11 protein-coding genes are annotated in these 12,956 nt (G+C 44.8%); 2 read left to right on the top strand and 9 right to left on the bottom strand.

Annotation, left to right across the window (positions count from 1 at the left end; all coding sequences use genetic code 11):
* Positions 1–56: 56 nt before the first annotated feature.
* The 7 genes from L3V32_RS06910 to L3V32_RS06880 all read right to left on the bottom strand — a co-directional run bounded on the left by L3V32_RS06910 (position 57) and on the right by L3V32_RS06880 (position 7,472).
* Positions 57–896: a hypothetical protein gene (locus L3V32_RS06910; RefSeq protein WP_054579128.1), complete on the bottom strand. Its 840-nt coding sequence runs from the start codon at positions 894–896 to the stop codon at positions 57–59.
* A gap of 115 nt (positions 897–1,011) precedes the next feature.
* Positions 1,012–2,409, bottom strand: a complete 1,398-nt coding sequence (locus tag L3V32_RS06905) for a hypothetical protein (protein WP_213868166.1) — start codon at positions 2,407–2,409, stop codon at positions 1,012–1,014.
* Positions 2,406–2,753 carry a hypothetical protein gene (locus L3V32_RS06900; RefSeq protein ID WP_213868167.1) on the bottom strand — a complete coding sequence of 116 codons (348 nt, stop codon included), beginning with the start codon at positions 2,751–2,753 and terminating at the stop codon, positions 2,406–2,408. The genes L3V32_RS06905 and L3V32_RS06900 overlap by 4 nt, the downstream gene beginning before the upstream one ends.
* Positions 2,754–2,756: 3 nt before the next feature.
* Positions 2,757–5,444: a hypothetical protein gene (locus L3V32_RS06895; protein WP_213868168.1), complete on the bottom strand. Its 2,688-nt coding sequence runs from the start codon at positions 5,442–5,444 to the stop codon at positions 2,757–2,759.
* A gap of 128 nt (positions 5,445–5,572) precedes the next feature.
* On the bottom strand, positions 5,573–6,385 hold the full coding sequence (locus L3V32_RS06890) for a hypothetical protein (RefSeq protein WP_104968940.1): 813 nt from the start codon (positions 6,383–6,385) through the stop codon (positions 5,573–5,575).
* Positions 6,385–6,900 carry a hypothetical protein gene (locus L3V32_RS06885; protein ID WP_054866402.1) on the bottom strand — a complete coding sequence of 172 codons (516 nt, stop codon included), beginning with the start codon at positions 6,898–6,900 and terminating at the stop codon, positions 6,385–6,387. The genes L3V32_RS06890 and L3V32_RS06885 overlap by 1 nt, the downstream gene beginning before the upstream one ends.
* Before the next feature lie 11 nt (positions 6,901–6,911).
* Positions 6,912–7,472 carry a hypothetical protein gene (locus L3V32_RS06880; protein WP_213868169.1) on the bottom strand — a complete coding sequence of 187 codons (561 nt, stop codon included), beginning with the start codon at positions 7,470–7,472 and terminating at the stop codon, positions 6,912–6,914.
* A 391-nt stretch (positions 7,473–7,863) separates the two neighbouring features.
* Between L3V32_RS06880 and L3V32_RS06875 the strand changes: the two genes are divergently transcribed.
* Both L3V32_RS06875 and L3V32_RS06870 read left to right on the top strand, forming a co-directional pair.
* Positions 7,864–9,570, top strand: a complete 1,707-nt coding sequence (locus tag L3V32_RS06875) for an ATP-dependent endonuclease (RefSeq protein WP_139059583.1) — start codon at positions 7,864–7,866, stop codon at positions 9,568–9,570.
* Positions 9,571–9,578: 8 nt separating this feature from the next.
* Complete coding sequence (locus tag L3V32_RS06870) at positions 9,579–11,207, top strand: UvrD-helicase domain-containing protein (RefSeq protein ID WP_213868170.1); 1,629 nt, start codon at positions 9,579–9,581, stop codon at positions 11,205–11,207.
* 315 nt (positions 11,208–11,522) lie between these two features.
* Here L3V32_RS06870 and L3V32_RS06865 read toward each other — a convergent pair whose 3' ends face one another.
* Entirely contained in the window at positions 11,523–11,945 is a 423-nt protein-coding gene (locus L3V32_RS06865; RefSeq protein WP_025816239.1) for a hypothetical protein, read from the bottom strand.
* Between the two features lie 2 nt (positions 11,946–11,947).
* A complete protein-coding gene (locus tag L3V32_RS06860; protein ID WP_025816241.1) occupies positions 11,948–12,859 on the bottom strand; it encodes a hypothetical protein in 912 nt (303 codons plus the stop codon).
* Positions 12,860–12,956 lie beyond the last annotated feature (97 nt).

Raw genomic sequence — 12,956 nt, 5'->3', positions numbered from 1 at the left:
CTTTACGACCTCGTATAAGTCGTGGCGCTTTAATGGGACGGGGAATAGGAATAGGGTTAATAGTACCGTCTATCAATGGAGATCGCATCTAAGGGGATCGCATCCATTCTAGGTGTACCATACATAGGGCTAACAGGGCGTTCTTCCTGTGTCGTCGTTCCAGTCTGAACGAAATCCTGTTTATAGCTCGGTGTTGATTCTATATCGGTCGTGGTCTGTTTTCCAACCGTAACATGGTCAGAATAGTTAGGTATTTCCACCATATCCATGACTTCAAATTCAATAGAATACAATTGGCCATCTAAAACAATTCGTAATGGGATAAGAGGATGCACCACTCGCTTAATCTTCGCTTCGAATGCTCGAATGGCTTCCTCGGTAATGCCGTCCTCACCTGCAATATCGTTCAAAGGGATGCGAATAGCACCGCGACTGGTCAGGAAAAAGTCGCTCGGATTTAGTCCGTTTTGCAGCTCCAACTCTGACTCGGGAACTAAGAACGTGCCGTATGGAAATCGCTCTTGGTCTACTGGCGCGTAGATTCGTTCCCACTTAACACGTAACCCTTTAAATTCACGCGCGAGCGTTGAGATAAGTGGATAAATGGTCTTTTTAAAGTGAATTTCGTCCTTACGCTGCATCACAACGTGTGGCAAGTCCTCATCGGCCACTTCGCCTAGTGGGAAGATTTTTCGCAGCTCTTTAATGTCTTCTAGCAGCGATTCTTTGTCCATTTCGTACAGTGAAGAACGCGCTTTAAGCTTTTCAATGTATGACTCTACGTGAGTTTCAATTGACTCTGCGATCGCGCTTGCTAAATCTACCCAAGCGGTTTCCTTTTGACGCGCCTTGGTTAGCTGGCCAGATAGCCATTTTCTGAAGTCTCCAAATGCCATGTTTTTCGCCTTGTTGGTGTAAAAGTTTTCGCATGCGAAAACTATACGGGATGATGTTTCTTAAAGTTCTCGCATGCGAAAACATCCGTGTCTTTCTTGCTCCGTGCGAAAACTTCTATGAGTAATCGAAGTTCAGTTGAATGGTTGACGCATTCACATCTAAATAGTGGTAAGTATCAATCGGGATGCGGTCAAGAATCCCAATAACTTCGACCTCAAACTCTTTAATGCCCAAAGTCACGTTGAGCTCTTGGATGACATCCCAAATTTGGTTTTTGGTAATGCGCTCATTGCGACTTGTCTGTTTGCCAAATTTCTCATCTAACGCATCGGCCAGTACCTTTGTCGCCCATTCTGGATTTGAACTTGGGTAAAGCTTACCTTTGACCGTCACGGTAAATGGCACGTCCTTACGCTCCACCAGCTTATAGCGCTCGTTATAGCCCTCTCGGCCAGCGAATAGAACTTGGACTTCCTGATTCAAAATCTCGTCGGTTTTATCGGCAGAGTAAGCACAAATAAAGATCGTATTGATGTTGCGAACGTCCGGCGTTCCTGTGAGTTTTTCCTGCTCCGCTTCACCCCAAATCGACAACCAAGTAACACCCGAAATATTGCGCTTAACAAAGGTCATGTAATCCGAGTCCCACGCTATCTGCTCGTCATAGATTGGCGAGTAAAGGGCGTTGTTTCGGATTGATTCAATGTCTTCCGGCTCTGCACCGCCGATGATGCTGGTGGACGTTTTGATTGAGAGTTGGTCTTTATAGGCGCTTTGAATCCCCATATCGATAAGCTCTAAAGGCTGCGCATCGAGTAGGGTAGTCACACCATTAGTCAGCCATAGCTCAAACTCAATTACATCACCTGTCGCTGGCGCGCGACCGTTATTGTTGTTACCAAAACGAACGCCTAGCTGGTCGGTTGGCTTGTAATACTCCATGTAGGCTTTGGATTTGCCGTCCGTATTACGAAACTTAAAGACGTGCGTCCATTCTTCTCCGTTCACGCGCACGATGATGTTATGAATACGCTTAGTCAGCTCTTGAGGGAACGCCACGGCCAACCAGTTTTTTCCTTCATCGACCGTGTAGGTCATCTTGGACACTTCGAACTGTTGCACCTCTACTGCGGCGCTTTCTTGCGGCATAAGATCAATGGCTTCCATTAGCGTATAGCGCAATTGATTGTCAGCCACGCATTGGCTGTATTTCGGCAAGGTAACGCGCTTTGTTCCGGTATTGGTCACTAGCGCACGGCCTTTCGATGGCGCTGCTTTTCGCCCTACATAGCCCTCAGTTTCAGCACCCGCCAAAATGGAGGTGCGTTTAGTGGCTAGCGTTAGGTAGGATTCTTGCAATGCACGGCTACTGATTGCTGCCATGCGTTCAACAATCTTGGCCACAAATAAGCAAAGGTAGTCAACGAACTGCGAACCAATATGACGCGACCACCAGCTTGAACCAGCAATCGCCTCGTTAAAGGTCTTTTTGACTTCTTCTAACTTGCTCAAAACGTAATACCTCTCTCCAACGTTTGACCGTTCACAACGATCGTCAATTTGTAGGCATCGATACCGTTCACGCTTGGCTCTACGGCAATGCCTTGAACCACCGCGTCTTTCACGTCAATTGGGAGGGTTAATAGGATTGAGTTTTCGATAGCTGCTGCTGTGGTTTCGTTTATTGGTTCATGCTTGTATGCCCCTAATCTGTTGCCCCATTTTGGAGCGCCCCAAACTTGGCCTTGAGGTGTATCGAGCCATTCAGAGACGCGCGCAACGTTCGCGTGTTTCTCATCGGCAACCTTTACACCGTCAATATCGACCCGTAGTAAGTAATCAATTTCTTGGCTCATCTATTACTCCATATCAGCGCTTTGACGCTGTAACGAACGGTCATCAAAGTTGAGAGGAATAGAGCCGCTAGCCTTAGTGGCTGACGCTGGCTTGTCTTTGCTTGAGCTGCCGCTAGGCGCTGCAAAGATAGTGGTCGGTTTGTTGTTATCACTGCCGCTAACCGCGCGCCCAATGGCATCCAGTGAATGTTTGCTAAGTTCCACGGTTTGAGGCTTGCCGCTCTCTTTGAGGTCTTTCATTGCTGCCTGTGCTTGCAGCTCGCTAACTCGCTCATTGCGTTGAATGGATGATTGAGTCGCAACCGTCTTATTCGAGGTGTTTTCGGTGTCCACTTTCACCACGGATTGAGTGTCCGTTTTCTGGTTACTTAGCTCGGTATTGATGGATGATTCATGGCTGGCTGTGGTCACGCTGTTGGTTTGCGTGTTGTTTGCAGCCTTGGTTAGTGCGGCTACGGCCTCAGCCTCTTTACGGCGTTTGATCTCCGCATCGACGGCGGCCACTTGTTCAGCTTTCTTATCTGGCGAGTAAACTTGGCCAAGCTCGGGATGCTCGACCATGCCGGACATATCCATGCCTGTTTCATTAGCCACTTGCACACGTTTGTCCTGGCTAATACGTTTTTCTCTTTCTACAGCTAAGTAAGCTTCTTTGTAGCTAATCCCTTGCTCGCTGGCCTTTTGCGATGCCTCTTGAGAGGTCACTTGAATTGAGTTTTTCGCATCAAGTTCGCGCATGGCTTGGCTATCATTGGATGTTTTAGCCGTGTGGTAGGCTTCGGCGTTCTTAAGGTGTTCTTCTTTCTCCGGTTGAGCTTTCTCAGCCTTAGAATCCTTAGCCTCTTTGTCGTCCTCAATCTCACCGCCAAATAGCTTGTAAATGCCTTTGGCCATATCGCCAGAATCAAAGGTCAACGCTTCCTTAGCGCCATCAAAACCGAACGCCCCAAGCGCCGAACCAAGCAAACCAGCACCGCCACTGACTAGGCCACCCAAATCGAGCGCGTTTGCCAATGCCATTGAGCTTTTCTGGCCAGTTGTCGCTTCTTGGCCATCTTTGAGATTGAACGTCTCTTTTTGTTTGTCTTGGTCAGTGAATCCGCTAAACGCATCGTAGGCCATTAAGGCCGGAGCAAGGAAAGGGATCGCCTTGCCAGCAACAGAGCCGATTTTAGACATACCTTTAAAGGCGGCACCCGCCATCGATACGCCCTTGTTGGCCACGTTTGAGGCTTTGCTGCCAATGCCTGACATTACCGATTTGATTCGGCCACGTTTGCCACCCGCTTTACGGCCAGCACGTCCACCAGCACGGCGGCGTTCAAACATATCGCCAGCTAGGTCTAATAGGCCACCTTGGCCATCGTTCGCCACTGCTTTGGTTGCCGAAATCAGATCATCGAGCTTATCTAGTACATCATCGAATTGGCGTTCACGATCAGCACTCGATTCATGGAGCACTTCAAGCATGTTTGCTCGGTAGCTCTGTTCTTTGGTGCTTTTGATCTCACTAGCTGTGCTTATCCGGCTAGAATCACTCCCAACAAGATTGACAGGCACGTTACCCCTAGCATCATCACGGCTAGGTCGATCACTAGGCGCAACTTGAGTTGATTGGTTCGTCTCGAACGAATCTTTTGTCGCTGATAGTTGTTCATGGCTCACTGTCCCTATGGCTGTTACGGCCTGACTGTCTGCCTCTGGCGCTTGCTTGCCTCGGGTAAAGAGTCGACCTAGTTTCGATTCTTTTAGCTTGTCCTTGGTTGAGGTGGCTTTTTCAGTCACATCATCCAATGCTTCTTTAGCGTCTTGCCCCAAGTGATAAAGCTCTTTAGCGGAGTAGAAGAACGAACCACCAGCCGCAGCGCCAGCCGCATCGGTCGCGTCGTTTTCTTCCTGTAGGAACTCTTTCACGTTATTGATGGCCAGTTGCTTAAGGCTGGTGGCCACCTTGGCAAAAACGTTCTGGCTTTCCTTTTCCGTGTCGGTTTGCTTTTCAATTTGGCGCTCTAATGCGGTTTGCTGTGCGTTCTTGTAAGCCGATTGCTCTTGCTTACTCGCATAGCGACCATCGGAGCGTCGAAGCTTGCCGTTAGCGTCTTCCCAATAGCCCTCAAACTCTGCCAGTGCGTCAGAGACAGCCTTTTCTAACTTCTCTGGCACATCATCAAGGATTGAGGTATCCAAATGTTCAGAATTGGATTCTGGCGCTTCTACATTCACGACAACAGGCGCTTGTTTTACTGGCTCGCGCGCGTCCTCGCTTTTCAGCGTGTCAGCAATCGACTTTACGCCACTTACAGAGCTGCTTTGCTCGATCGCTTTGGCGTCCGGCTTGGCTTGTGTTTCTGCTGACTGACTAGGCGCAAATGACAACTCAATTTCACCTGTACGCTTGGTCTTGGTTGCACTTGGTTTAGGTGTGCCGCTTGATTGTTGTTTTAATCCTTTTTGTGGATTAACGCTCGGAATGGTAGAGACATTAAGAGAGGCATTGGAAACGCTCTTAGTTACCGCCTTTTCGATGCCCTTTGTATCCACTGCAAGGACGGCCTTTTGTTGGCTCGTTGGTAGAGTCTTGCCATCGAGTTTGCGACTAATCTCAGATAGCACGGTCAGCTCTTTGTCACTGGCTCGCTTCACTGCATCAACAACCAGTGAAAGATCAACCTCTTGTTGGTTTCTGTCCATTTTTCACCTTGTCTTGGAGCGCTTTATCTAGGCTTATGGCCATCGTTTGAGGTGTTTTGAATACCGCATCGATAGGCTGGCCACCGTAGATCGTTAAGTTCTCAATCAGTACGTTCCAACCAACGTAATCAAAACGTTGTAATGAAGTCGTTATGCCGAAAGGGTAAGAGCAACGTTCGAGTTGCTTCACCTCCTTGCTCGATAACTTTCTGGCACTGCGGAATGGTGGCGACTAGGTAGTAACGCCCCTCGTCGTACTTGGTGAGCAATCCGTGACGCGCATTGCGTAGGCACTTTTCAACCTTGGCAAAGGCCACACGAAATTCCGTGTTGAGGTACATCGATTTCAATAGGTCGATTTTCCACACTAGGGCATCGTCTTGGTCTTTGGGTTGATCTTCGAACGTTAGGCAGTAGGCCAGCTCAGTGAGCGCCATGTGATTCGCTTGCTGCTTCCATTCAGCGCTGTCCGGTTCGTACTGGTCGCGCTCATTGCGAATGTTCTCAAGTTGCTCCGCTTCGTAACCGGTTAGTGGTTTCACGTTCGCTAGGTATGACTTGCCTTTCACGCTTAAGGTGATCTCTTGTTTTGGCAATCCATTGAGAGCTTTGGCCGATTCCATTAGCTCGCCCATATTGAGATCGAGATAGTGAGTTTTTTTGCAGTGCTCGCACTCATAGCTAAAGGGAATAGTGCCTAGCTCGCTGGTGGACATAAAAATCCACCACAATGCTGCGCGGCGATCTTCACCAGTCCATAGGCCGCTATCACTCATAGGGCGCTTACTGGTGTCTTGCATGTGGTTCAGATAGCGAGTTGTGTTGGCTTCCTCTTGGTACTCGTTGAGGTCGCAGAACAATAGAGCGTCTTCCACGGTTGGGACTCGAAACTCAATCACTTCTGAAATGTTACTTGGTAGTGGAAATGATGGAATGTGCATTACAGTACCTTGTTACCTACAGACATAAATTTTTGGAGAATGAGCGGGAATGACTGGATCTGGTTGCCGTTTTCGCGTGAAAACATCACGTTGCCAATCTTGGTAGGAAAGACTTGATAGCTCTTATAGAGTGACTTTTTCCCGTCCTCATTGAGCGTGAATATGTTGATTTTGAACACGTACTCTTTGGGGATGTTGAGTGTGCCGTCTTGATTTCTGACTTTCTTGATTCGGCTTTCAAACCATTTAGAAACAGTCAGGTTTTGGTCATCACGAACCGTTAGCGTGATTTCGCCAACGCTGCTGTATGTAGGCAGCGCAATCGAGCCAGAACCGACTTGGAATGAATCCGCATCGATAGAGCCAGCACCAAAATCAATATCCTTTACGTAAATATCAAAGTCCGTTGGCGCGTCCGGCGAGTCGATTTCTACCGCCCATTGCCAGCCTTGCAGCCACGGCTTATTCATAAAGTTATTGGTCGCGCGTTTGGCGAGCTGCATGTATGGATTCATGGCCGCCTCGCTTAGAGCAACGATACTGGTGGAACAATGGCACGGTTCGCGCGCATTGAGTTTTCGATCTCGGCTTTACGTGCGGCTAAGTCAGGTTCGGCAGCAATATCGGTCACATCCAACTTGCCAGCTATGGCAATACGGCGTTGACGCTCTGCGTTCGGGATAGTGATCAGCAATTCCAGATAGTCGCCAAGCAAGCTAATGCACGGCGTTGGAAGTTGGAACGAATCAAACGGCTCATTGAGTACGTTTTGCATGTACATCAATGTCAGTGGGAATGTTTCTGCGCCCGTTAATTTCAGTTCAAGAACGTTGCCCCAAACCTCGCTACGCACATAACGGCCACGGTCATCTTTGACCACCAGCCTTGCAGCAAAGTCGGACGGTAATTCAAACTGATTGCTATCGGCTAAGTCGCTTTGTTGGATGCGGGTTTTAGTGGTAAACCCGGCAACCTCTTGGTACTTGGCCAGCGCTTTACGCAGTAGGCTTAACAGCGCCTTTTCGTCGTCGTGCAGCAAGATAGGGAATCTCGCTTTCACGTCTTCGAGTAGTTCAATCGGTGTCATGGCCGCTCCGGTAGTGGCGGCGCATTTTGAGATAGGGGATAGGCTTGGTGAATCTTAACTCAAACTAATAGGGCACGCGATTTAAACTTTGTTATTGTCGATGGACAAAAAAGACCGAAACTCACTTTTGGACAGAAACGTGCCAGGGACTTTGCTAATTTAGTAATGTACGAATAACTCTAGTTATTGCAAACGTCCAATCAAGTGGTCAAATTAACTCGCCCACTACAGCCGACGTTTGGCGCGAACTGCCACAGAAGAGGGTAAAGCTCTGACACATTGCAAGTTATGTGGCTTGCCTCCCCGTTTATCGCTCTGAAAACTAGTAGCATTCCATTATTAAACAGAATGTATATTATCACTGTTGATAGATGTGAGGTTAAGTCGCTAGATGAAAATAGAACAAGTCCATGTTGTGAACTATCGAAATTTCTCTGACGCGGTAGTCAATTTTTCCGCAAGTACACTGATTATTGGAGCGAATGATGTAGGTAAAACAAATCTAGTTCATGGTATCAGACTTCTTTTAGACAAATCATTTTCAGAGCGAGACATAGAGCCGTCGGAGACTGACTTCCATATTCGCGATGACGGTACACAAGCTGATGATTTTAGTATCTCTATACGTTTCGATGAAGTGAAAGAAGACGCTGTTCTTTCAATTTTAAAAGGTCATGTTAGTGATGACGCAAAAACCGTTTTCAAGATTGTCGGATTCCGGAAAAGTCTAGATTACAAGATATTCGTCGGCGAAAGTGAATCAGAATTAGAAGAAGTTACAGGCAGATATTATCTGAAGTACATAAACTTAAGATACGTTAATGCGCAACGCAACTTACATAAGTTCATTGAGACAGAAAAGAAACACCTACTAAAAATCTCCCAAAATGAAATAGCAGGAGCTGAGCGTGAAGCGGACTTGAAACAGCTATCAAAGATAGGAAGAAGCTTAAATATCGTTAATGATAGAGTAAGAAAACTAAACTATGTGAAAGATTCTACAAGTCTAGTAAATAGTGAGTTGAAGAAACTTGCTCATACCTATCATGACTATGAGGTTCATCTAGATTCTGGCTCTATACAAGTACAGCAGTTTATCGATGGTTTGAAGTTGAACGCCTCAACTAATGGTTCGAAAATGCTTTTGGGGGGTGATGGCCGAAATAACCAGATTCTTTTAGCTCTATGGAAAGCTAAGAGCCAAAGAGAGTTCGACCCAGACCATGAGGTGGTTATATATTGCATTGAGGAGCCAGAGGCACACTTGCACCCTCATCAACAGAGAAAGCTTGCAAACTATTTGATTAATGAGTTGCAAGGCCAGACGATTCTTACTTCACACTCTCCTCAAATTACTGAACAGTACACGCCGGATTCAATCATTAACATCATTAAACGTGGTAACTCTAGTTATGCCGCTAGCAATGGCTGCTCTGATTGTATTAGTGAATCTTGGGATAGTCTCGGTTACCGAATGAGTATCCTTCCTGCCGAAGCATTCTTCGCAAAGGCAGTCTTATTGGTGGAAGGTCCATCTGAAAAGCTGTTCTACACTGAGTTAGCTAAGTCATTGAATATCAACTTGGATTACTACAACATTTCGATTCTGTCTGTTGATGGTGTTCAATTTGAAGTATATGTGAATGTCTTAAAAGCATTAGAAGTTCCTTGGGTAATCAGAACAGACAATGACGTATTCAAAATCACAGAGAAAAAAGAAGAAAAAAGGAACTTAGCAGGCATAAATCGCTGCTTGAGCTTAACTGGTTTTAAGAAGCTTGAGCATCGAGACATAACAACGACATCTGTTTCTTTGGTGGAAGATGATACTTGGGCCACTATTTCTAAGCATATAAACCCTCGCGGAGCATACTTAGCCAAAGTTGATTTGGAAACTGACCTATCCTATGAATTACCAAATGAGTTACTAGCATACACAGGTAAAGAAGAACTGGCTGAAGCGATATCCTACCTAGCAGAGAAAAAAGCTATAAGAATGCGAGAGTTCTTAGTCTCTTCTAAAGACAGCTTGAAACAAATAGCTGAGGGTGAGCTCGCCCGCCCGCTATTTGATTGTGTAAAAAAAGCTAAGTTATAGAGGGTGATATGAACAATTCATTTAGCCCAACCAAAGAGCAAGCTGATGCCATTTCAGCTGACGGCAACATGGTAATTACAGCATGTCCAGGAAGCGGAAAAACAACTGTAATTGTAGAGAAAATACGCAATGAAATAGATGGATTGAACGAATTTCAAGGCGTCATTGGCATAACGTTTACTGTGAAAGCAAGCAAGGAACTGCGTAAGCGTTGTAAAGCGGGTGCATTTAATACTAAATCTAGCTTTTTTGGCACTATTGATCATTTCTGCTTGAGTGAAATAATCTTTCCATTCGCGAACAGAATTTTTGAGAAAACTGACCTCGAAGTCGAATGCATATCATACAAAGATTTAGATGCTGCGTACAAACAGAGTTTGCCAGATCTTTCCGAACCAAAGGTTGTCTTACGTACAACAGACTATCATGTTCTAGAACTTGAGTTTCAACGACATTACAGCGAAGGCTTTGTTTTGTTGGAAGCCATAGGTGTGATTGCAAATATGATATTGCAAAACTCAGAGGCATGTAGACGATACATTCGCTCGAAATACACATCTATTTACATTGACGAATATCAAGACTCATCTGAACCACAACACAAATTGTTTCTTAACATGTTAGGCCTGGGGTTGAAAGCAATCGCGGTAGGAGACGTAAATCAATCTATATATGAATGGAGAGGAAGTGACTCTAAATACATCAATGAATTGATCGAAAAAACAGATACATTTCAGCACCTCAGAATTGATGTAAATCACAGGTGTCATCCTTCTATTACGAACTACGCAAATAGGTTATTTGATCAAAACGCGACACTGTTACCTACCAATCAAATCCGAGTGTTTCAGCGTCAATTCAACGGGATCCAAACGGATTTAGCGCAACAGTTAAATGATTATATTCCCCAGACTGCACAATCTTTTGGGGTCGAACTTTCTGAAGTTGCTGTTTTGGTAAGAAGAAATTCTGGTCTAGAAGGCTTGATTGAGCATTTAACCATTCCTTTCAGGGTGTACACAGATGACTCTCTGTCATCTGTGAACTCAAAGATCACCAAACTGTATCAAGATCTTTTGAAGTATCGTTTCAATCTAGATTTCTTAGTTAGCGATGTTTCTGAATTTGAAGCAAAAGCGAATAGCTTAACTTTGGTTTCTAGGGCTGAAGTTATTAACTCTATAAAGCGAGTTAGAAGCGTGACCCACGATGAGTTAGAGTCAGCGCTACATCATACCTGTAGAATGCTTTTTGGTCACACTGGGAAAGACGTTGAACATTTGGCGCTACAAAGTGTTTTGGAAAACCCAAACCATCTAAAGCAGTATAAGCCTAATGAAAACGAAGTTCAGGTGATGACTTTACACAAGTCAAAAGGACTTGAGTTTGAAATTGTATTTCATTTGGATTTATATGAATGGGTGTTTCCATTCAGACAATACACAGGAGATTTCAATGAGTACATTTTCCCTGACTGGGAGCAAGACTTGAATTTGCATTATGTTGGTATAACTCGGGCTAAACAAGCGTGTATATTAGCGTATAGCACTCGAAGGCTTAACGGAAATGGTGAGAACAGGCAAGGTCAGCCATCCCAATTTTTGAATATGCCCGGCTTGAACGGATTATACGCGTAGTTAGAAGTAGGTACTTAAATGGCTGATTTTTAAATCACTTCCTTAAAGGGTAGCTATTAACTCTTTAATCATTATTAGCCTTTTTAATACATAAATGAGTATCAATACGCTGTTGTTTTTTCGAGTTACATTTTGGGGCACTTTTGCGTTAGAAAGTGCCCAATGTGACGTTTCTGGACAAAAGCTTGCTAGTGACTTTGTTAGATTAGCAAACTATCAATAACTACAGGTATGGTAAGTTTACTTATGAAGTCCTGATGCGATGAATAACATCGCACCAGAAAAAGTATTGGCTGGGTTCGCAGTAAAAAGTCTTTAAGTTAAATCATCGCACTTTGCAGGTGGAAGAACATAAATACGGCTTGAGTGCTTCAATGTAAGTTCTCGCTTAGATGTACATTCGATGTAGTTTGACGTTTCTATACCTTTTCTTAACGAGGTATCGAAATAGTGTCCGATTAAAGCAAAGATTAATGCTCCGAATAGCATTAATCTCAGAGTTAACTTTGGTAGTTGAATGCCATTGGCAATGTTGAGTAATGCCATTGGGATAGAAGGAAGAAAAAAACCAAACAATACAAATGACGACGTATTGTTAAGGTATCCCGATACTCTGATTACGGGGTTAATTCCTACATTTTCTACAGTATGAATTAAATTATAAGCTCCCAACCCGCACCATAACGCAAATCCTGTAAAAAATATTAAAAATGTAAGTTTCTTTAAAAAATCTAACATGATCAGTCAATTAATGCCTCTACAGTTTCTTTCATTGGCTTAGTGAATTTGTACTTATTATCTAATTCCGATACATATCCACCGATCTTAAATGCTGAATAAACAAACAAACCTAACCCAACTGCGGCAGGTAAAGAAAACCCAAACAAAATCCCAGCACCAGCACGAGCAACCAAAAGCACTCCCTGAGCGGCCACGCCAGCAACTACACCTTTAGCAACATCCGCCGTAAGTTGGCCTACGACTTCGCTTAGCGTCTTCTCATCGTGCAGCATGTAATCAACCGCATTAACCGCACTACTAAACACAAACTCTAAATAGATGTTGCCTCTCAAAAAACGGACATTACCTTGGACAGTATTCAATGCGTGACCAATCTTAAGCATTTTAGGCGTTGCTTGTTGCCAACGGATACCGAGATCTAAATATCGAGGCTTGTAGTTCTCAACCACAATATTCATTACACCATTGATATTGACGGCTTTGGCGGTTGCTCCCCATCCACCAAGCTCTTTAGCGACTTCATAAGCCCCTTTGAGTCCTACGCCAACGCCAGTGTAGTCCTTACCTGTAGAAAGCTGACCGTGTGTGTCTTTGATGAGCAAATCTAAATACTCGTTGGCTTCTTCAACTGTTAGTACGGCAATACTGACGTTCTCTTGCTGTGAGGTGTCCCACTGGTATTCTTTCGCTTGATCCTGTAAGTCCTTATTCCATTCTTCTTTCGTAAGGTCATACGCTTGTTGAGCAGGTTTTCGTTCAGCAAGAACGCGCTCTCTATTTTCAGCCCATCGTTTTTCATCGCTCGCGGTATATCTCAGCTCTTCCTGACGCTCTCGGCGTTGGTGAGCGGCTCTTTCTCTAGTGGTTTTTGGCCTTTCTACAGGGGTTACAGGAGCGGATTCATATCTCATAGAAGTCGTTTTACTGATGAATAAGAAGGATAATAACAATATTTTCAGTAATTTATTATCCTCAACAAGATAACCTGACGATTTAACCAATTAAATA

Source organism: Vibrio sp. J2-4, from assembly GCF_021728155.1.
In the GTDB taxonomy this organism is placed as follows: Bacteria; Pseudomonadota; Gammaproteobacteria; order Enterobacterales; family Vibrionaceae; genus Vibrio; species Vibrio diabolicus.
This window is presented reverse-complemented; position numbering and strand designations above follow the sequence as displayed.